The sequence below is a fragment of the Microbacterium sp. ZW CA_36 genome, assembly GCF_044987475.1.
In the GTDB taxonomy this organism is placed as follows: Bacteria; Actinomycetota; Actinomycetes; order Actinomycetales; family Microbacteriaceae; genus Microbacterium.
On sequence record NZ_JBJDRL010000033.1, the window covers coordinates 24,545 to 45,642 of the forward strand.

Annotated in this window: 16 protein-coding genes; 14 read left to right on the forward strand and 2 right to left on the reverse strand. The window is 69.8% G+C overall.

Annotated elements, in window-relative coordinates; all coding sequences use genetic code 11:
• The first annotated feature begins 56 nt into the window (after positions 1-56).
• Positions 57-1,568 carry an aldehyde dehydrogenase family protein gene (locus ACI3KX_RS14175; protein WP_404910141.1) on the forward strand — a complete coding sequence of 504 codons (1,512 nt, stop codon included), beginning with the start codon at positions 57-59 and terminating at the stop codon, positions 1,566-1,568.
• Positions 1,565-2,662, forward strand: coding sequence for an NAD(P)-dependent alcohol dehydrogenase (locus ACI3KX_RS14180; protein ID WP_404910142.1), 1,098 nt, complete (start codon positions 1,565-1,567; stop codon positions 2,660-2,662). The genes ACI3KX_RS14175 and ACI3KX_RS14180 overlap by 4 nt, the downstream gene beginning before the upstream one ends.
• 30 nt (positions 2,663-2,692) lie before the next feature.
• Here ACI3KX_RS14180 and ACI3KX_RS14185 read toward each other — a convergent pair whose 3' ends face one another.
• Positions 2,693-3,058, reverse strand: coding sequence for a winged helix-turn-helix transcriptional regulator (locus tag ACI3KX_RS14185; protein ID WP_404910143.1), 366 nt, complete (start codon positions 3,056-3,058; stop codon positions 2,693-2,695).
• A gap of 95 nt (positions 3,059-3,153) precedes the next feature.
• Here ACI3KX_RS14185 and ACI3KX_RS14190 point away from each other — a divergent pair, with 95 nt between their 5' ends.
• The 6 genes from ACI3KX_RS14190 (at position 3,154) to ACI3KX_RS14215 (ending at position 13,410) form a co-directional block, all read left to right on the forward strand.
• On the forward strand, positions 3,154-4,008 hold the full coding sequence (locus tag ACI3KX_RS14190; RefSeq protein ID WP_404910144.1) for an SDR family oxidoreductase: 855 nt from the start codon (positions 3,154-3,156) through the stop codon (positions 4,006-4,008).
• Between the two features lie 137 nt (positions 4,009-4,145).
• Entirely contained in the window at positions 4,146-5,615 is a 1,470-nt protein-coding gene (locus tag ACI3KX_RS14195) for a DUF3375 domain-containing protein (protein ID WP_404910145.1), read from the forward strand.
• Complete coding sequence (locus tag ACI3KX_RS14200) at positions 5,608-6,369, forward strand: DUF4194 domain-containing protein (protein ID WP_404910146.1); 762 nt, start codon at positions 5,608-5,610, stop codon at positions 6,367-6,369. Before ACI3KX_RS14195 ends, ACI3KX_RS14200 begins: the two co-directional genes overlap by 8 nt.
• Complete coding sequence (locus ACI3KX_RS14205) at positions 6,366-9,776, forward strand: ATP-binding protein (protein ID WP_404910147.1); 3,411 nt, start codon at positions 6,366-6,368, stop codon at positions 9,774-9,776. The genes ACI3KX_RS14200 and ACI3KX_RS14205 overlap by 4 nt, the downstream gene beginning before the upstream one ends.
• Positions 9,777-9,807: 31 nt before the next feature.
• The gene (locus tag ACI3KX_RS14210; RefSeq protein ID WP_404910148.1) at positions 9,808-11,970 is read left to right on the forward strand and encodes a BTAD domain-containing putative transcriptional regulator; all 2,163 of its coding nucleotides are present in this window, start codon (positions 9,808-9,810) and stop codon (positions 11,968-11,970) included.
• A gap of 99 nt (positions 11,971-12,069) precedes the next feature.
• Positions 12,070-13,410 (forward strand): vanadium-dependent haloperoxidase, encoded by a 1,341-nt coding sequence (locus ACI3KX_RS14215; RefSeq protein WP_404910149.1) that lies wholly within the window; start codon positions 12,070-12,072, stop codon positions 13,408-13,410.
• Positions 13,411-13,464: 54 nt separating this feature from the next.
• Here ACI3KX_RS14215 and ACI3KX_RS14220 read toward each other — a convergent pair whose 3' ends face one another.
• Complete coding sequence (locus ACI3KX_RS14220; RefSeq protein ID WP_404910150.1) at positions 13,465-14,040, reverse strand: dihydrofolate reductase family protein; 576 nt, start codon at positions 14,038-14,040, stop codon at positions 13,465-13,467.
• A gap of 195 nt (positions 14,041-14,235) precedes the next feature.
• Between ACI3KX_RS14220 and panD the strand changes: the two genes are divergently transcribed.
• From panD to ACI3KX_RS14250, 6 genes are all read left to right on the forward strand, one after another.
• Complete coding sequence (gene panD / locus ACI3KX_RS14225; RefSeq protein ID WP_404910151.1) at positions 14,236-14,622, forward strand: aspartate 1-decarboxylase; 387 nt, start codon at positions 14,236-14,238, stop codon at positions 14,620-14,622.
• A gap of 83 nt (positions 14,623-14,705) precedes the next feature.
• Positions 14,706-16,178, forward strand: a complete 1,473-nt coding sequence (locus ACI3KX_RS14230; RefSeq protein WP_404910152.1) for a pyridoxal phosphate-dependent decarboxylase family protein — start codon at positions 14,706-14,708, stop codon at positions 16,176-16,178.
• The gene (locus ACI3KX_RS14235) at positions 16,175-17,500 is read left to right on the forward strand and encodes a lysine N(6)-hydroxylase/L-ornithine N(5)-oxygenase family protein (protein ID WP_404910153.1); all 1,326 of its coding nucleotides are present in this window, start codon (positions 16,175-16,177) and stop codon (positions 17,498-17,500) included. Before ACI3KX_RS14230 ends, ACI3KX_RS14235 begins: the two co-directional genes overlap by 4 nt.
• Positions 17,500-18,063 carry a GNAT family N-acetyltransferase gene (locus ACI3KX_RS14240; RefSeq protein WP_404910157.1) on the forward strand — a complete coding sequence of 188 codons (564 nt, stop codon included), beginning with the start codon at positions 17,500-17,502 and terminating at the stop codon, positions 18,061-18,063. Before ACI3KX_RS14235 ends, ACI3KX_RS14240 begins: the two co-directional genes overlap by 1 nt.
• Positions 18,060-19,847 (forward strand): IucA/IucC family protein, encoded by a 1,788-nt coding sequence (locus ACI3KX_RS14245; protein WP_404910154.1) that lies wholly within the window; start codon positions 18,060-18,062, stop codon positions 19,845-19,847. The genes ACI3KX_RS14240 and ACI3KX_RS14245 overlap by 4 nt, the downstream gene beginning before the upstream one ends.
• Positions 19,848-19,851: 4 nt before the next feature.
• Positions 19,852-21,098: penicillin acylase family protein (locus tag ACI3KX_RS14250; RefSeq protein ID WP_404910155.1), on the forward strand; the 1,247-nt coding region annotated here is incomplete at its 3' end.

The following is a 21,098-nucleotide window of genomic DNA, read 5'->3' on the forward strand; positions in this document are numbered from 1 at the left end:
CACGCGACCGAAACCCCAGAGACGACCGAATCCACCACTCAGAGAAGAGCAGAACGATGACCCTCACCCAGACCCCGCCAGCGGCATCCGCATCCGCATCCACACCCGCCGCGACATTCCCGCCCGGACGACTGTTCATCGGCGGGCAGTGGAGGGATGCCTCGGACGGAGGTCGCATGGACGTCGTCGCACCCGCGACCGGCAGGAAGGTCACCGAGGTCGCGAAGGCGACGACCGGCGACGTCGATGCCGCGGTCGCGGCCGCCCGAGCCGCATTCGACTCGGGAGTGTGGTCGGGGCTGTCCAGTCGCGAGCGCGCGCGCATCCTGCAGCGCGCCTACACGCTCATGCGCGAGCGCACCGAGCAGCTCGCCCACGTCGAGAGCACCAACGTCGGCAAGCCGATCACGTTCGCCCGGGTCGTCGACGTCAACAACGCCGCCGAGCTGTACGAGTATTACGCGAGCCTCGGGCACCACCTCGAGGGCGCGGTGCGCGAGACGTCCGGCAGCACGCACGTCTACGTCAAGAAGGAGCCGATCGGCGTCGTCGCGGCGATCACGCCGTTCAACTTCCCACTCATCCTGTCGAGCACGAAGATCGCCCCCGCGCTGATCGCCGGCAACACGATCGTGCACAAGCCGGCGAGCGACACCCCGCTGAGTGCGCTCCTGATGGCGCAGATCCTCCAGGAGGCCGGTGTGCCGGACGGCGTCTTCAACGTCGTGACGGGCTCGGGCGCCGCGATCGGCGATCACCTCGTCGCGCATCCGGACGTCGACAAGGTCGCTTTCACCGGCTCGACCGAGATCGGCGCCCACGCGGCGCAGCTCGCCGGGCGCACCCTCAAGCCGTTCACCGCCGAACTGGGCGGCAACGCCGCCAACATCCTCTTCGCGGATGCCGACCTGAGCACGGCGATGCACACCGTCGTCGCCGCGTTCGTGTTCAATTCCGGCCAGTTCTGCATGGCAGGACCCCGGCTCCTCGTCGAGCGCCCGATCTACGACATCGTGCTCGGCATCCTCGCCGACGCCGTGCCGAACGTGCCGTTCGGCGACATCACGGATCCCGAGACCGTGATCGGCCCGCTCGCGAGCGCCACCCAGCTCGAGAAGGTCGCGGCGATCGTCGACCGTGCGAAGGCGGCCGGCGCCCGGGTGGTCACCGGAGGTGAGCGAGCCGACCGCGACGGCTTCTTCTACCGCCCGACAGTGCTCGCCGATCTCGGCTCCGACGCCGAGGCCGTGTCGGAAGAGATCTTCGGCCCGGTGCTCACCGTGCAGCCCTTCGACACCGAAGAGGAGGCGATCCAGCTCGCCAACTCCACGCGCTACGGGCTTGCGAGCGGCATCCAGACCTCCGATCTGGCGAAGGCGCACCGCGTCGCCGCGCGGCTGGAGGCAGGGATCACCTGGGTGAACGGCTGGGCGCTCCTCGACCCCGCCATCCCCTTCGGCGGAGTCAAGGCGTCGGGCTGGGGTCGCGAGGGAGGACCGGAGGCGATGGCCTCGTACCAGCGCTCACACGCGATGGTGTTCAACCTCGAGCAGCGGACCGCCCAGTGACGGCGGGACGCGCCGCCGTTCTCGAGGCGGGCGAGCTGCTCGTCAGCGACGTCGAGTTCGCGGATCCCGGCCCCGGGGAGGTGCTCGTCAAGCTCGTCGCCTCGGGCGTGTGCCACACCGACCTCGGCGTGATCGCCGGCGGGATCCCCTTCCCCTCGCCCGGGATCATCGGCCACGAGGGCGCCGGGGTCGTCGAACGTGTCGGCGAGGGCGTGGCGGGCCTCGCCGCCGGCGACAAGGTGCTGCTGAGCTTCACCTCGTGCGGATCGTGCGCGGTGTGCGAGTCAGGACATCCCGCCTACTGCGAGACCTGGCTGCCGCGGAATCTCCTCGGGATGCTGCGACCGGAGGGTTCCGGTGATGTCACGCGCGGCGGCACCGCCGTCGCGAGCCACTTCTTCGGCCAGTCGTCGTTCGCCCAGTACGCGATCGCCGACGAGCGCGCGGCGGTCAAGGTCGGCGCGGACGCGGATCTCGCCGTGCTCGCACCGCTCGGCTGCGGGGTGCTCACCGGCTTCGGATCGATGTGGAACGTGCTCGATCCCGGCGAGGGCGACATCGTCGCGGTCTACGGGACCGGCGCGGTCGGGCTCTCGGCGGTCATCGCGGCTTCGCTGCGCCATCCGTCCCAGCTGATCGCGATCGATCTCGTCGACGAGCGGCTGCAGCTCGCAGAAGAGTTCGGCGCGACGGCGACGATCAACGCCGGCACCGAGGACGTCGCCGCACGCCTCGCCGAGCTGACCGGCGGTCGCGGCGTCAACCTGAGCTTCGACACGACGGGCAGCCCTCGGGTCGCGCGCGGGGCCATCGACGCAGCTTCGGTACGCGGCACGGTGCTCGTGTGCGGCGCCCCGCCTCTGGGGACCGAGATTCCCGTCGACATCCAGGGGATCCTCTCCGGCAAGGTGCTGCGCGGAGTCACGATGGGAGATACCGATCCGGCGACGCTCCTTCCGCGACTGATCGCGCTCCACGCGGAGGGGAAGCTGCCGCTCGAGAGAATCGAGAAGCGCTACACCCTCGATGAGATCGCGCGCGCGGCCGACGACATGCACCACGGCGTCAGCGTGAAACCCGTCATCGTGTTCTGAGCTCGGCGCGAAGGAGTCGGCCCGCGCCGCCTACGTCCGCCCGACCATCGCGTCGGCGTGGTCGGCGACCCACGCGACGAGCGGGAGCATCCGCTCCATGAGGTCGCGGCCGAGCGGGGTGAGGCTGTACTCCACGTGGGGAGGAACGGCCGGCAGCGACTCCCGATGCACGAGGCCGTCGGAGGCGAGGGTGCGAAGCGTCGATGCCAGCATCTTCTCGCTGATGCCGTCGACCTGTCGGCGCAGCTCGCCCCACCGCAGCGTTCCGTCAGAGAGCGCAGAGAGCACGAGCACGCCCCACTTGCTCATGATGTGGTCGAGGACGACGCGCGTGCTACAGCCCTCGTCGAAGATCTGATCCTGTGACGCGCGGATCTGCGCGAAACTAACCACCATGTGCGTACCTTACCCGAAAGTGGGTACCCTTCGTCGGGAAGGTGGCGCGAAGATGCCGCGTTGTCATGGGCGATCCCTCTGAGAAAGGACTCCTCATGACCATCCTCGTCACCGGTGCCACGGGCCAGCTCGGCCGCCTCGTCGTCGACAACCTCCTCGCTCGCGGCATCGAGCCGTCGGCCGTCCGCGCGGGCGCACGCGACGTCGCCAGGGCCGCCGACCTCGCCGAGCTCGGCGTGCAGGTCGTGCCCCTCGATTACGACGCTCCCGAGACTGTCGCGGCCGCCGTCGACGGCGTCGACGCCCTGCTGCTCGTCTCGAGCAGCGAGGTCGGCAAGCGCGCGGCGCAGCACCAGGCCGTCATCGATGCGGCGGACGCCGCAGGCGTCGCGAAGCTCGTCTACACGAGCGCGTCGAAGGCGACGACGAGCGACCTCGTTCTGGCACCCGAGCACAAGGCGACCGAGGAGGCCATCGCGGCGTCCGGCATCCCCGCGGTGATCCTCCGCAACAACTGGTACACCGAGAACTACGTCCCCGACGTGGCGCGCGCCAAGGACACCGGCGTCATCGCCGCGAGCGTCGGCGAGGGACGCGTCGCCTCTGCGAGCCGCATCGACTACGCCGAGGCCGCGGCGGTCGCGCTGACAGAGGACGGGCACATCGGTGAGGTCTACGAGCTCGGCGGTGACGTCGCGTGGAGCTTCGACGAGCTTGCCGCGGCGGCGTCCGAGCTGACGGGCCGAGAGGTGCGCTACACGCCGCTGACGACCGGGGAGCACGCCGCCGCGCTCGAGGCCGCCGGCCTCGACTCCGGCACGGTCGGCTTCGTGACCGCGCTCGACGCGAATATCCGCGACGGCGCACTCGCCGAGACCGATGGCACGCTGTCGCGCCTGATCGGTCGCCCGACGACCCGGCTCGACGAAGGCTTGCGCGCGGCGCTCTGAGCGCCCGCGGTGCGTCCGGTCCCCTCCAGGAGTCTCGAGCGGGCCGGACGCGCCGCTGAACGCGTCGGCGGGTGACGGCGGCGAGCAGCGAGGTCTCGTCAGCGGGAGTGCCGACCGCGCCGACTAATCTTGAAACGATGTCGAATACGCGCGCCGAGGCGGCTTACCAGCGTTCGGTGCTGGCGTTCAAGGATCCGACTCTCGATCTTCTCCACGGCCGCTATGCGCCCTTCGTCGTGGCGATGCTGTCGATCGTGTTCACCGCTGAGCGCCGCTCGGTCGCGGTCGCCGACGCCCATGCCGAGATCGGCGAGGCTCTCGACGAGCTGCGCGCGGCAGGATACGACGAGGACGAGCGCCGGCTTCCTGCCGGGACCGCCCGCGAGATCTGCCGCAGCTGGGTGCGCGTCGGATGGCTGGCGCCGCAGCTCGAGGATGATGTCGAGGTCTACCGGCTGACCGCGCACGCCGTCGGCGCGCTCGAGATCGCCGGCCGGACCGGCGGCGGACGCGCGCGGGTCTCACGGTCGCGGGTGCGGACGCTGCTGGACGCCGTCGAGCGGCTGTCGCGTGACGCGGAATCCGACCCGGAGGCGCGCATCGCCCTGCTGCGGGAAGAGCGTGACGCGCTCGATGCGGAGATCGCCCGGCTGCGCAACAACGAAGCGGAGCCGGTCGACGACGAGCAGCTGCTCGAGGAGGCCGAGAACATCCTCCACCTCGCTCGCGAGCTGCCCGCCGACTTCTCCCGCGTCGCGGAATCGATCAAGGCGATGCAGCGGGATGTCGTCGCGGACCTGCGCCGCGACATCCGTCCCACCGGTGAGATCCTTCGCGAGTACCTGCAGCGGGGCCGGCACGTGATGCAGTCGACGCCGGAGGGCCGGGCGTTCGAAGGCGCGCTGCGCCTCATCGGCGACCCCGAGCACATCGACCGCCTGGCGACGCAGCTGCGCACGCTGCTCGCTCAGCCGTTCTCCCGGCTGATGGGCACCGCGCAGCGCAGCGATCTCGACTCGATCGGACGCCAGGTCGAGAAGGGTGTGCAGGACGTTCTCACCGCGCAGCGCCGGGCGTCGCAGGTCATCACCGCTCAGGTGCGCACCCATGACCCGATCCGCGACCGTCAGGTCGACGAGCTCCTCCGAGGCGTGATGTCGGGACTGCACGTGTGGATGCAGAGCTCCAGGCCCACCGACCGCGTCGAACCGCTGCACACCTTCCCGGTAGCCGACATCGGGCACCTGCGGCAGTCCCTCAGCGACCTCCGCCCGCAGGGCGCACCGGCGCCGCTGCCTGCGCCGGACGACGTCGAGTTCGTGGATGCCGACACCCGCGCCTGGGGCGGACCACGGTACGCGGAGCTCGAGGAGTACGTCGCGACGCTCGGCGATCGCTTCGACCTCGCCACCGCCTTCGAGGGCGCCGCGGACGACACGCGCCGCCCCGTCGACCTCCTCGGACTCCTGGAGATCGCCCATCGCAACGGCATGACCGAGAGCGACGACGTCTCCGTCGCCGAAGCGCGACGGCCCGACGGGTCGAGTCGCAGGTTCGCTTTCGGCGCTGTGACCGCCCGCACTGTGAAAGAGCCTGAGAATGACTGACCTCGCGACCGCGCCCGACACCGCGACGGACGACCCGTTCATCGATCCGATCGCGATGGAGCACGATCCGGAGGAGCTCTTCCCCGGCGATCGCGGCATCCTCGACCCCGAGGTGCGGCGCGTGCTCGTGCGCCTGCTGCAGCGCCGCTTTCTACTCGCCGACCGCAACCGCGGCGAGTGGACCGTGCTGATGGATCACCAGCACACCATCGAGTCACGCCTGAACGACCTCTTCGTCCGGCTCGTGGTCGACCACGATCGCGGGGTCGCATACAAGGAGCAGATCCGGTCGGACGAGCTCGAGATCCCGATCCTGCTGCGCGATGAGGCGTACTCACGCGCCGAGACGCTCGTGCTGGTGCACCTGCGCACGGTATACCAGCGCGAGACGACCGCCGGTGAGTCATCGGCGCGCGTCGACATCGAGGAGATCGAGCAGACGGTCCTGACCTACTTCGCCGAGGCGGATGGCAGCACCGCCCGCCGGCAGAAGGCGATCCGCGGCGCGGTCGCCCGGCTGCGCCAGGACGGCGTCATCGAGGAGGAGTCGGAGGGCCGGTACCGGATCAACGCGCTGGTCGAGATCCTGCTCAGCTCCGAGCGCCTGCGGGCGCTGCGGGACTGGCTCGAGATGCGGTCGGCACAATCCGCACCGATCGACGACCTCGATGAGGACGAGCAGGCTGACGCCGCTGACGGCGTCGATGACGCCGACCCCGTCGTCGACGTCGACGACAAGGAGGCCGCACTGTGACCATGCTCGACACGCTCTTCGGACTCATCCCGGCGGCTTCTCGCGGGCAGCAATGGGTCGCCGATGAGCTCCAGCTCGTCAACTGGGGCGGTTACGACGGCGCACACCGTGTGCGCTTCTCGCCGGCGGCCACGCTGCTGTGCGGCGGCTCGGGCTCCGGCAAGTCGACGTTGATGGACGCCTACGTGGCGCTCATGATGCCCCACACGACGCCGTTCAACGGCGCCTCCAACGGCGCCGTCGTCGGGCGGCCGCGGGGGCAGGAGCAGCGCAACATCCTCTCGTACGGGCGGGGCAAGACGGACGAGACCCGCACCGAGGACGGCACGAAGCTGACGGTGCTCCGCGGCGACGGCACCGACACCTGGTCGGCGATCTCGATGACCTGGCTCGATCACGACGGCTCCCGCTTCACGGCGGTGCGCGCCTGGTACATCCCGGCGGCCGCGCGCGTCCTGGAGGACACGGTGCGTGTGCGCGCGACGGTCAACGGTCCGTTCGATCTGAGCTCGCTCGAAGCCGCGGCAGCGCTGCGATTGACGGATGCCGCGGTGAAGAGTGTCGGACTCGACACCGTAGCGACCGACCGCGAGTTCTCCGCTCGTCTTCATACCGTGCTCGGCATCGGCGCGGCCGGCGCAGGCGCCAAGGCGATGAGCCTGCTCGCCCGCATCCAGGCCGGTCAGCAGATCACCACCGTCGACGACCTCTACAAGCGCATGGTGCTCGAGGAGCCCGAGACACTGGCGACCGCCGACGCGGTGGTCGCGCATTTCGACGGCCTGGAGGGCACCCGCAACCGCATGCTGACCGCGCAGCAGCAGGTGCGCGCACTGGAGCCGCTCAGATCGGCGCGGGCGCGGATCGAAGAGGCAGCCGAGCGGCTGCGTCTGCTCGACGACATCGGCCGGTTCACCGAGCCGGACTCGCTCACGACGCTGTGGCGGGCATCCCGCCGCCTCGACCTGCTGCGCGACGTCGAAGCCGAATTGCAGGCCGGGACCCGCACCGCCGATGCCGCGGTGCGTGAGAAGCAGACGCTGGCCGAGGCAGCGGACCTGGCGCGGGAAGGGCTCGGAGAGGTGCTGCGCGCGGCGGGCGGCGACCGGCTCGAGACCGCCCACCGGGAGCTGCGCGGACTCGAGAACCGGCTCACGAGCGTGGGACGGGAGCGCGAGAAGCTCGACGTCGCGCTCGAGATGCTGCAGGTCGAGGTCGGCTCCGCGCAGGAGTTCGAGGCATTGTCGCTTCGCGCCCGTGAGGCGGCCACCGACGCACAAGCGAAGGAGACACTCCGCGAGGCGTACGCGGCGGCGGTCGGCGCCAGGAACGCCCTCGCGGCCCGCGTGACCCACCTCGAGGCCGAGCGGCGCGAAGCCGAAGGCCGCGACGACAACATCCCCGACCGGCTCCGCCGATCCCGCGAGCTGCTGGCACGCGCCGCCGGCCTGACCACCGGCGACCTGCCCTTCGTCGGCGAGCTCATCGAGGTCCGCACGGAGTTCGAGCCCTGGCGGGAGGCCTTCAACCTCGCACTCGGCGGCTTCGCCACGACGCTGCTCATCGACGTCGCGCTGCTGCCGGCGTTCCGCACCGCCATCGATTCCGTCCGCACTGCCGATCGCCTCCGCTACGAGGGCGTGCACACCGGCCTCCCCGAGGCCGGCGCACGGGACCCTCACACCCTTGCCGGCCGGCTCGACTACAAGAGCACGCCCTTCACGGGCTGGCTGCAGGAGGAGCTGGACCGACGGTTCGGCTACGTGTGCGTCGACGCGGCCACCCAGCCGGCTGGCCACCGGATGACGCTGACGATCACCGGGCAGACCTCGCACGGATCGCGCGGGGCGCACGGCGGGCACGGTCGCGGCAACGTCCTCGGCTTCTCCACCCACCGTCGCCTCGGCGAGCTCGATGCGCAGCTGGGGGCCGTCCGCGCCGAGCTCGCAGCCGCCCGGACGGCGGCCGCCGAGGCCGGCGTCGAGCTCGACGCCTTCGACGCGCGGCTCGCCGCGTACGCGAAGATCCAGGGCCTCACGTGGGAAGAGGTCGACATCGCCTCCCTCGAACGGGAGCGCGAACGCTGGCAGGCGATTATCGCAGACGTCACCGCCGCGAACCCCGCGATCGCCGGCATCCAGTCCCAGATCGAGCAGAAGAGAAGGGAGGCCGCCGAACTGCGCGAGGACATCGGCGGCGCCAAGGCGGAGCGCAAGCGCCTCGCCGACGCGTGGGCGGCCACGACCGACGAGGTCGACGCCGCCCAGTCCGTGATCGACGCGGCGGAGGCTGCAGGGCGTGCGCTGACCGACGACCAGGCGTCTTACCTCGACACGCAGTTCCTTGCGCCCGACCAGACCGGATCCTCGACACGCACGCAGGATCTCGCGCGGTTCGATGCGGCGCTCGATTCCGCAGCGCGCCGGTTCGGCGACGATCAGCGCGCCGCGCAGGACGCCGTCAGGGAGCAGCGGGAGAGCCTGCGGCGGACCCTGAGCGGATTCCTCGATCGCTGGCCCAACCCGAACCTTCTCGCCGACCCGGACCATTCGCTCGGCGACTTCGAGCGCATCCTGGCCGACCTCGAGACCAGTGGCCTGCACGAACTGGAGACGGAGTGGCGCGACAGCCTGCTCAAGCTCTCGGGGAACGACCTCACCAACCTCGATTCGACGCTCGGCCGTTCGCTGCGGGAGATCCGCGATCGCATCGAGCCCATCAACGTGATCATGCAGGATCTCCCCTTCTACGACGACGACCATCGGCTGCAGATCACGCCGCGCGAGAACCAGTCCGAGGTGCGCCGGCGCTTCCGCAAAGAGCTCCGCGAGGTGCGCGCGCTGATCGAATCCGTCGCCACCGACGAGGAGCGCGAACGCGCCTACCACCGGATGTCGCGGCTGATCGGCCGCCTGCGCCGCAATGCTCCGGACTTCGCCGAACTCGTCGACGTACGCAACCACGTGCGAGTGAGCGCGGAGCGCATCCACGCGACCACAGGGCAGCATGTCGCGCTCTACGATCACATCGGCGAGAAGTCCGGCGGCGAGTCCCAGGAACTCATCGCGTTCATCGTCGGAGCGGCGCTGCGATACCAGCTGGGTGACGCCGGCGCCGAGCGCCCACGGTATGCGCCGGTCTTCCTCGATGAGGCCCTCATCAAGGCCGACGCGCACTTCACCAAGCGCGCGATCGGCGCCTGGCGCGGGCTCGGATTCCAGCTCATCATCGGCGCTCCGAACGACAAGTACAGCGCGATCGAGCCGCACGTGGACGTCGAGTACGACATCCTCAAAGACACCCACGGCCGCTCGTGGGCCAAGCCGAAAGTCGCCCTGTCGGGGGGCTCGCGGGTGAGCGGACGGCTCCTCGGGCCCGCCGACGCAGCCCGATATCAGCCGTCTTGACGGATGTCGGAACCGGGCGCACAGTGGCCCCATGGAGGTTCGCGTTCTTGGAGCGCTGACTCTCGACGACGGCCGGATTCCACTGGCTCCGCGGGATCGTGCGGTGCTGGGTGCGCTCACGGTCCGGCTCGGCGCCTCCCTGTCCGTCGACTCCCTCGCGGCCGCGGTCTGGGGCGATGATCCACCCGCCTCACGGTCCCATGTCATTCGGGGCTGCATCATGCGGCTGCGCCGTCTCATCGCGCCCGACCGGATCGAGACGACCCCGCTCGGGTACCGATTGATCCCGGATCACATCGACGTCGACGCCGAGCGGTTCGAACGACTTATCGCGAGGGGTTCGCAACAGCTGGAGCTCGGTGAGCCCGATCGGGCCGCGCACACATTCTCGGAGGCGCTCGCGCTGTGGCGGGGTGAGCCCTACGTCGAGCTCATGGACTGGGGGCCGGCGCGGATCGCGTCGGGACGTCTGGCGGAGCTGCGGCTCGATGTGGAGGAGCTGCTTCTGGACGCGCGGCTGCAGGCAGGTGATGTGCAGGAGCTGACCGCATCGGCGCGCGCCCGCGTCGCCGAGGCACCATTGCGCGAGCGACGCTGGGTGGTGCTGAGCGTGGCGCAATACCGCCAGGGTCGGCAAGCGGATGCGCTCGCCACGGTACGCCGGGCGCGCGTGCTGCTCGCCGCCGAGCTCGGTCTGGAGCCGTGCACCGAACTCGCCGAGCTCGAGCAGGCGATCCTCCGGCAGGATCCCGCACTGATGTCTGACCGGGTGTTCCGAGCCGCGAGCCCGGAGTGCCCGTACTTCGGCCTGCCTCCCGCGGGAGTGGCGGATGCCGAGCGCTACTTCGGTCGCGAGCAGGAGCTGATCGGCGCTGTTCGGGTGCTCGAGGAGCGCGGCGTGCTGCTCGTCGCCGGCCCATCGGGCGTCGGCAAGTCCTCCTTCGTAAGGGCAGGGATCGGTGCCGAGTTTCTCGCGCGAGGTGTCGACGTCGCCATCGTGACGCCCGGCGAGCATCCGATCGATGTCCTTCGCGATGTCGATCTGCCCGTGGGAGAGTCGCTGCTGATCGTCGATCAATGCGAGCAGGCCTTCACCGCCGACGACCCCGCCGAGATCCGCGAGTTCTTCGACTCCCTGTCGCAGATGGTGTATTGCGGCATGCTCGTCGTCGCCATCCGCGCCGACCGTCTCGGAGACCTGGCCGATCACCAAGGATTCGCCCGGATCATCCAGTCGCACCTGCTCCTGCTCACCGCGCTCGGGCCCGACGGCCTCCGAACCGTGATCGAGAGGCCTGCAGATCAGGCGGGTCTCATCCTGGAGCCGGGCCTCGTGGAGATCCTGGTCCGCGATGCGGATGGGCGCGCCCTTCCGCTGCTGTCCCACGCTCTGCGTCAGGTGTGGTTCCGTCGTGAGGGCCGCGTTCTGACGGTCGAGGCATATCGGGCATCCGGTGAGATCGATGGTGCCGTCGCGAAGACCGCGGAGGAGGTCTTCGCGACGCTCTCGGAGGAGGGCGTGCGGCTGCTGCGCGACATCCTGCTCCGTCTCGTCGAAGCCTCCGCGGACGGTGCGGTCGGCACTCGTCGCGTCGAACGCACGCGCGTCGCGATCGACGACGCGCACGCCCAGATCGTCGACCGGCTGGTCGATGCACGCCTCATCACGACAGACGAGGAGTCGGTGCAGGTATCCCACGAAGCGCTCGCACGGGAATGGCCACGGTTGAGGCAGTGGCTCGCGGACGATGTGGAGGGCCAACGGATCATGCGACACCTCGGCTCCTCCGCCGCCGCCTGGGACGCGATGGGACGACCCGACAGCGAGCTCTACCGCGGCGGCCGGCTGTCCACGGCCCAGCACTGGCGGGATGCGGTCGACCCCGCCCTCACGGCGGTAGAGCGAGGGTTCCTCGACGCCGCTGCAGCACATGAGACCGCAGCACTCGCCGCCGCGCAAGGACAGCTCCGCAAAGAGCGCCGGATGGTGCGCAGACTGTCCTGGGTGTCGGCAGGGGCCGTCGTCCTCGCGATCGTCGCTGTCGCGGCCGGCATCTTCGCGGGGCTCCAGGCGAATCTCGCCGCGACGACGCCGAGGCACGGCGCATCACGGCGCGCGCGCTCGAGGAGCCCGAGACAGGTCTCCTCACGCACCCGGGCGGTCGATACAGGACTGATACACCGCTTTGGTTGAGTTGCACCCACTCGCACTGCGTCCAGACCGACCAGTCATCTGACGAGTCGCGACGTAGCCGCCCAGCCGCGGTCAGGTGAGTCCTAGGAGGGGACGGTCATGCGATCAGGACTACGCAAGCGCACACTCGGCACGGTCATGCTCACAGCTCTCGTCGCGCTGGTGGCAACAGCGCTCGGCGCCGCGCCCGCGGTGGCACAACCGCAGCATTCCGACGCGGTGCGAGCCTGGAATCTCCATGCTTCGGACGCGCTGATCAACGCCACAGGGGCGGATATCCCCGGTGCCGCTCAGGCGCCGCCGGTCTCGCAATTGCACCTCGCGATGGTGCAGGGAGCCGTCTACGACGCGGTCAACGCGATCGTCGGCGGATACCAGCCCTACCTGCCTGATCTTCCACCGGTGTCCCGGTCGGCGTCGCAGGACGCCGCCGTCGCCACCGCCGCGCACCACGTGCTGGTCGGCTTGGGGATCGGACTGGTACCGGCGTTGCCGCAGGTGGTCCGGGACCGGCTTGATGGCCTCTATGCCGCTGCGCTCGCAAGCATCCCCGCCGGCGATGCCAAGACCGAGGGGGTGGCAGCAGGCGCAGCCGCCGCAGCGGCCATGCTCGAAGCACGAACCGATGATGGCCGCTACGCGCTTTCTCCCACCGGCGGGCCCATATTGTGGCAGGTCGGCACCGGGCCAGGCGAATGGCGTCCCATTTCGCCGCCGGAGCCTAGCAACGCCCTTGCCTGGGTGAGCGCGGTCGATCCGTTCACGCTTGAGAGCACATCCCAGTTGCGGACGGCAGGGCCGAACGCACTGACCAGCCGAGACTACGCAAAGGACTACAGAGAGGTGAAAGACCTCGGGGCGATCGACAGCCGCCGCACCGCCAAGCAGAACCTCGTCGCCGACCTGTACACGGCGCACCCGCCGGAGCTGTTCAACCGCACATTCCGGGCGATATCCGAAGCGGAGGGACTCACGCTCGCCGAGGAAGCCCGTCTCTTCGCCATGTTGAACCTGGCCACTGCAGACAGTGTCATCAGCTGCTTCGACGACAAGGCGTTCTGGAACTTCTGGCGTCCGGTGACCGCCATCCACGAAGGCGACAATGACGGCAACCGCAAGACCGTGGGCGATACAGAATGGGCGCCGCTCCTCGCAGTTCCGCCGTATTCCGAGCATCCATCTGGCTACAACTGTGTCTCGGCGGCATACATGCACGCTGGCATGGCCTTCTTCGGCACCGACAGGATGAACTTCAGTGTGGTGAGGATCGCGACCGGTGCGACGCGCGAGTACAAGCACTTCAGTGCCGTGGTCGACGACACCATCGACGCGCGCGTGTACCAAGGTCTCCACTTCCGGGAGGCCGAGGTCCAGGGCGCAGGGATCGGTGAAGGCGCCGCCCGCTGGCTTGATCGGCACTTCCTCCAGCCAGTGAAGTGACCCGACCCGGCCGCTTCGACATGAACGAAACGGATCCAAGAGGAATGAGCCGGATCAGGCACCGGCCCCGGGAGGTCCGTCCAGGACGGTGGGAATGTACTCCAGCAGTTGGATCTGGCCGTCGAAGGTACGGCTCTGCACGAGTTCGAGGGACAGGTCAGGATAGCCGTCGAAGATGCGCTCCTTCCCGGTCTTCCCGGTGATCACGGGGAACACGACCACGCGGAAGCGGTCTACGAGCCCGGCAGCGATCAGCGACCGGCTCAGGCTGAGACTGCCGAGCGTATGCAGCTCGGCAGACTCGACGTCCTTCATCTCTCTGACCGCGGCGATCGCGTCGCCACGGACCAGTTCGGAGTTGGGCCACGACAGTGGCTCGGTGAGCGTGGAGGAGAACACCACCTTGCGCGCACTGTTCAGCGCCACGGAACCGGGATCGTCGTTCTGACCCGCGAACTCCGCCATCAGCCGGTAGGTCGTCGCGCCCATGAGGTGAATGACCTCCTGCTGACCGTCCTCCCCCAGCCAGTCAAGGTACTCGGGTCCTTCCATACCCCAGAAGCCGGGCCAGCCCTCGGCGGCACCATAGCCGTCGAGCGAAATGATGTAGTCCACCATCAACGTTGACATCGCACTGTCCTCACTTTCGGAACCGATTCATCGCTCGTCTCACGTCGATACTAACCCGAACACAGGTGTTCGGGATAGTGCACATGTGACGCTGTCCTGGGCGACGTAGCGCGGGCTCGCTGTGTTCCGCGGCCACTCCCGGGTCCCTTATTCTTGGATGCAGTCCATCAATCGCGTCGAATGGGACGGACATCAGTGCTTCGAACGATGCTCAAGTCCAAGCTGCACCGGGCGACCGTGACCGGCAGCGACCTCAACTACGTCGGCTCCATCACCATCGACGCCGACCTCCTCGCACTCGCCGACATCCTCGAGAACGAACAGGTCCACGTGGTGGACGTGAACAACGGCGCCCGCTTCGAGACCTACACGATCGCGGGCGAACGAGGCTCGGGGGTGGTGCAGATCAACGGCGCGGCGGCACGGCTCGTGCACACCGGGGACGTCGTCATCGTGATGTCGTACGGCCAGTACGAGCGTGAAGAGCTGACGCGCCATCGCCCGATCGTCGTAGACCTCGGCGAGGAGCCGGATGGCGCCGCCGCCAATACCGCCGTCCGCGTGCTGACGACCGCGGGGTAGCGAACCGGACGATGACGTCCGAGTTGACACCCTCACCAGGATCGTAGAAGTTAGGTAAGCCAAACCTAACTGAAGGAGTGCTGGTGCACGAGTTGCTGACACGCCCCACTGCCGACCTCTATCGTTCGCTCGTCGCTCAGACCTCGTCCCGAGTGGCGACGCGCTTCGAGACGGTGACCCAGCCGTTCTCCGGCGCGGCGCGCTCGGATCTGCAGGAACTCGTCGACGGCGTCGCGCTCGACGCCGACGGCGTCGGGACTGCCCGCGCCATCCGCGAGATCGATCAGCTGTTCCTCGAGCACGCCGTCTGGTTCCACCACCCGTCCTACGCGGCGCACCTCAACTGCCCGGTCGCGCTGCCTGCGGTGGCCGCCGAGACCGTCCTCGCGGCTGTGAACACCTCGGTCGACACTTACGACCAGTCCACCGTCGGCACCCTCATGGAACGCCGCCTGCTGACATGGACGTCAGACCGCATCGGGTTCCCGCACGGCAGCGGGGTGTTCACCTCGGGTGGCACGCAGTCGAACCTCCACGCACTCTTCCTCGCTCGCGAAGCCGCGCTCGCGCGGACGGAGCTCGCGCGTCCGCGGGCGCTTGCGCGTCTGGTCGTTTTCGCGACGGCGTCGAGCCACTTCAGCGTGGGCAAGTCGGCCATGCTTCTCGGCTTGAGCGAAGACGCGGTGATCGCCGTGGCCGACGATGGCGAGGGACGCATGGATGCCGCGGCCCTGGCTGTCGCGCTGCGCGAGGCCGAGGCATCCGGTCGCCTTCCGATGGCGGTCGTCGCGACCGCCGGCACCACCGACCGCGGTGTCATCGACCCGCTCGCACCGATCGCGGACGTGTGCGACGCCGGCGGCGCATGGCTGCACGTCGATGCGGCGTACGGGTGCGGGCTCCTCGTCTCACCCCGCCGCCGGCACCTCCTCGCCGGGATCGAGCGGGCCCGATCGGTCACCGTCGACTTCCACAAGAGCTTCTTCCAGCCGGTCTCGTCGAGCGCGCTGCTGGTGCGCGAACCGCGAGACCTCTCGGCGGGCGCGTGGCATGCCGACTATCTCAATCCGCTCGAGAACGAGGAGCCGAACCAGGTCGATGTGTCGCTGCAGACGACGCGCCGCTTCGACGCGCTGAAACTGTGGGTGACGCTGCGCGCCGTCGGCGCGGAGCGTCTGGGCGAGATGTTCGACACCGTCATCGACCTCGCGCGGCAGGTGAGCGACGCGGTCGCGGCCGATCCCGAGCTGGAGCTCGTCGGCCGGACGCAGCTGAGCACGGTGCTGTTCCGTGTCCGGCCCGACGGAGCGGATGCCGCGACGCAGGACGCCCTGGTGGCGGGTGTCCGGCGGGTCCTGTTCGAGTCGGGGCGCGCGCTCGTCGCCAAGACGGTGATCGACGGCCGCCCCTGCCTGAAGCTCACCCTGCTGAACCCCGAGACCACGGTCGACGACATCCGCGGGGTCCTTGCGATGGTGAAGGATGCCGCCACCACACTGGCGGGGATCGCCCCGGAGTTCGACGAGCTTCTCGCCGATGCGGAGGCGAACGCATGACCGGGCACGTGCACGACGTCGTCGGGGTCGGGATCGGGCCCTTCAACCTCGGGCTGGCCTGCCTCGCCCAGCCCACGGAGCTCGACGCGGTGTTCCTCGACCGCAGCGATGGGTTCCGGTGGCACCACGGCATGATGATCGAAGGCGCGACCATCCAGGTGCCGTTCCTCGCGGACCTCGTCACGATGGCCGACCCGACGTCGGAGTTCTCCTTCGTCAACTGGCTCAAGCACACCGGCCGGCTGTACCCGTTCTACATCCGCGAGAGCTTCTATGCGCTGCGCGCCGAGTACGACGCATACTGCCGGTGGGCCGCGGATCGGCTGCCGAACCTGCTCTGGAATCACGAGGTCGTCGCCATCGAGCATGACCTCGCGGACGACGTCTACGTCGTCCGCGCCATGCGCACCGACACCGGCGAGCAGAGCGAGCTGCGGGCGCGCCACGTGGTGCTCGGCGTCGGCACCCGGCCGACCATCCCACCGGCGCTGCGCGGCATCGACGGCCCTGCGATCCACAGTTCGGACTACGTCGACCGCCGCGACGAGCTGCGCGCGTCGGACTCGATCACGGTGGTCGGCAGCGGGCAGTCGGCCGCGGAGATCTACCGCGACCTGCTGGACGGCGTGCGCGAGGGCGGGTACCGACTGGACTGGATCACCCGTTCGCCGCGGTTCTTCCCGATGGAGTACACCAAGCTGACGCTGGAGATGACCTCGCCGGAGTACACCGATCATTTCCACGCCCTCCCGCTCGGCATCCGTCAGCACCTCGGCCGTGAGCAGCGCAGCCTCTACAAGGGGATCTCGGGCGAGCTCATCGACGACATCTACGACACCCTCTACCGCCTCAGCGCCGACGGCCCGGTGCCGACCACGCTCCTGACCGACACGGAGGTGACGTCGGCCGAGTGGGACGGCGATCGCTACCGTCTGCGCCTGCGCCACGGACAGCTCGACCGCGAGCACGAACGCGAGACGGCCTCCCTCGTGCTCGCCACCGGCTATGCCGCAGAGACGCCGCCGTTCCTCTCCCCCGTGGCCGAGCGCCTCGACCACGACGCTCTCGGGCGTCTCGCGGTCGCCCGCGACTACAGCGTCGACGGCGGCCGCGGCCGGGTGTTCGTGCAGAACGGCGAGGAGCACACCCACGGCCTCACGGCACCCGACCTCGGTTTCGGGGCGTGGCGCAATTCGTCGATCCTCGCGTCGATCATCGGCCGCGAGGTCTATCCGATCGAACGCCGCATCGCCTTCCAGGACTTCGGTGTCCCCGCCGACGCGTTCGAGACGGCGAGCGCGGGATCCGGGGTGACACGATGATGGCGTCCGTGTCGCTCGTCGCCGCCGACCCGCGCCGGGACGCACCCGTGCTGCAGCGGTGGCTCGCCGACCCGCACGCCGCGTTCTGGGAGATGGGCGGTCACGACGTCGACGCCGTCTGCGACTATCTCGCGAGCGTGGTCACCGACCCGTACCAGGATGCCTGGCTCGGGCTGGTGGACGGCGTGCCGACCTTCTTCGCCGAGACGTACGACCCGGCGCATGTGCTGCTGAGCGGCATCCATGACACAGTCCCCGGCGATCTGGGGATGCATGTGCTCATCGCGCCGCCCGGCGACCACCCCCGGCACGGCTTGACCGACGCGGTGTTCGCCGCCGTCATGGCGTGGTGCTTCGACGAACTCGGCGCAGAGCGCGTCGTCGTCGAACCGGACGCCCGCAACCACCTGATCCGCCGTAAGAACGTGCGTGCCGGATTCACCGAACTGCGCCACGTGACGATCGAGGACGGCGCCCACAGCAAGGCAGCCGTGCTGTCGGTGTGCACGCGCGACGACTATCGACGTTCTGAACTGGCCGCCACCGGAAAGGCACTCGCATGATCTCCCCCGCCTCGCACCTCTCCCCCGTGGCGCTCGCCCGGGCCCAGCGCCACCTCGTCGCGAAGGCGATCGCCGAGTTCAGCCACGAACGCCTGCTCAGCCCCGACTCGATCGTCGGGGGCTGGCGACTCGTCGTGCCGCACGCCGACGTCGAGTACCGGTTCCAGGCCGTCCGCACCGAGCTCGAGCATTGGATCGTCGACGAGGCGAGCCTGCGCCGTCTCGTCGACGGCGAACCGGCCGAACTCGACACCCAGGCGCTCATCCTCGAGCTGCAGCCGCTGCTCGGCCTCTCCGACCAGCTGCTGCCGATCTACCTCGAGGAGATCGCATCGACGCTCGCCGGCGCCGCGTTCAAGATCGCCCGGGGCGGACCCTCCGCCGACGAGCTCACCACGGCGGACTTCCAGACCATCGAGGCCGCCATGACCGAGGGCCACCCCGGCTTCGTCGCCAACAACGGGCGCATCGGGTTCGGCGTGACCGACCACGCCGCCTACGCTCCCGAGTCCGGCCGTCCGTTCCGGCTGGTGTGGCTCGCCGCCCGCCGGTCGCTCTCCCACCTCGCGCTCGGCGCCGGCCTCGAAGAGACATCCCTCCTCCACCAGGAGCTCTCGCCCGCAGAGCGCGCCCGGTTCGCAGCACGCCTCGAGGAGATCGGCGAAGACCCCGACGGGTACCACCTGCTGCCCGCGCACCCGTGGCAGTGGGAGAACCGGATCTCGATCACGTTCGCTCCCGACATCGCCCGCCGGGATCTCGTCCTCATCGGCGAGAGTGCCGACGAGTACCGCGCCCAGCAGTCGGTGCGCACCATGTTCAACACCACCCACCCCGACCGCCACTACGTCAAGACGGCCCTCGCGGTGCAGAACATGGGCTTCCTCCGCGGCCTGTCTCCCGCGTACATGCGCGTCACACCCGCCATCAACGACTGGGTCGCCGACCTCGTCGCCGGCGACGCCACGCTCCGGGAGTCCGGCTTCCGCGTGCTGCGGGAGCGCGCGTCGATCGGCTACACCGGCGACGCATACCACCGCACCCCGACGCCGTCGGCGCACCGCAAGATGCTCGCGGCGCTCTGGCGCGAGAGCCCGATCCCCCTCATCGCCCCCGGCGAGCGTCTCGCCACCATGGCATCGCTGCTGCACCGCGACGCGTCGGGTCGCTCCTTCGCCACTTCCCTCGTGCGCGCGTCGGGCATCCCGGCGACGCAGTGGGTGCGGGCGTACCTGCGGGTCTACCTGCGCCCGCTCGTGCACTCCCTGCTCGCCCACGACCTCGCGTTCATGCCGCACGGCGAGAACCTCATCCTGATCCTTGAGGGTCACGTGCCCACCGGGGTGTTCATGAAGGACATCGGCGAGGAGGTCGCGCTGCTCGCCGATCGCGCCGTACCCGACGACGTCCGCCGCATCGTGTCACCCGTCGACGACGAGGAGAAGGCGCTCGCGATCTTCACCGACGTCTTCGACGGGGTCCTGCGCCACCTCGCCGGCATCCTGCACGTCGACGGCACGCTGCCCGAGGCCGAGTTCTGGCGGATCGCCGCCGACATCATCGACGAGCACGCGGGGCAGCATCCCGATCTCGATTCCCGCGTCGATCTGCGCGCCCACGTGTTCGCGCACTCCTGCCTGAACCGCCTGCAGCTGCGCAACACGCTGCAGATGGTGGACCTCGCCGATCAGTCGGCGTCGCTCATGTACGCCGGAACCCTGACGAACCCGATCGCGCGGTCGGGTGCGCCGATCGCGGCCCCGCGCGAGCTTCTGGAAGTCTGACTCCATGGCGGAGCTGTATCGCGACGACCTCGGCATCCCCCACATCCGCGCGACGGATGCCGGGGCACTCGCCGAGGCGCAGGGAGAGGTCACCGCCCGCGACCGCGGCTGGCAGATCGAGGTCGACCGGCTGCGCGCAGCGGGCCGGCTGTCGGAGCTGATCGGCGACGCAGGACTCGCGTGGGACGTGTTCGCACGCCGCGCGCGGCTCGATGACACCGCGCGCAAAGCGCTGGCGGGAGCGGATGCCGAGACCCGCGCCTTCGTGACGCGCTACGCCGCTGGGGTCCGGCGCGGGATGACCGAGGTCGGTGGCGACGCAGCCGAGTTCCGCACGCTCGACGGGATCTTCGGAGACGCGCGACCGCTCGAGCCGTGGGCCGACCACGATCCGCTCGGCGTGCTCCACGTCGCGCACGCGCTGTTCTCGACGTTCCCGCTGCTGCTGTGGCGGCAGCACGTCGCAGACACCCTGGGCGACGCGTGGGTCGACGTGTTCGCGGGCTACGGCGACGGCGGCGACGAGACCCTGCCCTCGTCGGGCAGCAACGCCTGGGCGCTGCACGGCTCGCGCACCGACAGCGGGATGCCGCTGCTCGCCGGCGACCCGCACCGCATCTTCGAGCTCCCCGGCGTCTACCAGCAGGTGCGGCTGGCGTGCGACGAGTTCGACGTCGTCGGCCTCGCGTTCCCCGGGGTGCCCGGAATCGCGCACTTCGGCCACACCGGCGACGCGGCGTGGGGCGTGACCAACGCCATCGCGCACGCGGTCGACGTCTTCCGCGAGCGTCTGCGGCCCGTGGCCGGCGCATACGAGGCGCTCGGCCCCGACGGCTGGCGCCCGGTCGACGTCGAACGCACCGTCGTGCGCGTGCGCGGCGGGCGCGCCGTCGAGGTCGAGGCGCTCGAGACCGAACGCGGCACCGTGGTGACCGACCTGCGACCCGACGGCGGGGAGCTGGTCGGCTGGAGCGTCCGCATGCCCGCACGCGCGAACGCCGACCTCGGCGCCGGCGCGCTCCTCGGGCTGCTGCGCGCACGAACCGCCGAAGACGTGGTGGCAGCGTTCTCCGGCTGGGTCGATCCGGTCAACCGCATGCTCGCCGCGGACCGGCACGGCACCGTGCTGTCGGCGACCGTCGGCACGACGCCCGAACGCACCCGCGATGAGCGCCGGCTTCCGCTCGACGCCGGCACGACCCTCCCGGCCGCCGACCGCGCCGGGGCCGCGCCCCGCGCCGTCGCCGACGT

Coding starts and splice junctions, on each gene's coding strand:
- ACI3KX_RS14195 (WP_404910145.1), top strand. CDS start 4,146: ATGTCGAATACGCGCGCCGAGGCGGCTTACCAGCGTTCGGTGCTGGCG.
- ACI3KX_RS14185 (WP_404910143.1), bottom strand. CDS start 3,058: ATGGTGGTTAGTTTCGCGCAGATCCGCGCGTCACAGGATCAGATCTTC.
- ACI3KX_RS14175 (WP_404910141.1), top strand. CDS start 57: ATGACCCTCACCCAGACCCCGCCAGCGGCATCCGCATCCGCATCCACA.
- ACI3KX_RS14245 (WP_404910154.1), top strand. CDS start 18,060: ATGATCTCCCCCGCCTCGCACCTCTCCCCCGTGGCGCTCGCCCGGGCC.
- ACI3KX_RS14220 (WP_404910150.1), bottom strand. CDS start 14,040: ATGTCAACGTTGATGGTGGACTACATCATTTCGCTCGACGGCTATGGT.
- ACI3KX_RS14210 (WP_404910148.1), top strand. CDS start 9,808: ATGGAGGTTCGCGTTCTTGGAGCGCTGACTCTCGACGACGGCCGGATT.
- ACI3KX_RS14240 (WP_404910157.1), top strand. CDS start 17,500: ATGGCGTCCGTGTCGCTCGTCGCCGCCGACCCGCGCCGGGACGCACCC.
- ACI3KX_RS14235 (WP_404910153.1), top strand. CDS start 16,175: ATGACCGGGCACGTGCACGACGTCGTCGGGGTCGGGATCGGGCCCTTC.
- ACI3KX_RS14215 (WP_404910149.1), top strand. CDS start 12,070: ATGCGATCAGGACTACGCAAGCGCACACTCGGCACGGTCATGCTCACA.
- ACI3KX_RS14200 (WP_404910146.1), top strand. CDS start 5,608: ATGACTGACCTCGCGACCGCGCCCGACACCGCGACGGACGACCCGTTC.
- ACI3KX_RS14190 (WP_404910144.1), top strand. CDS start 3,154: ATGACCATCCTCGTCACCGGTGCCACGGGCCAGCTCGGCCGCCTCGTC.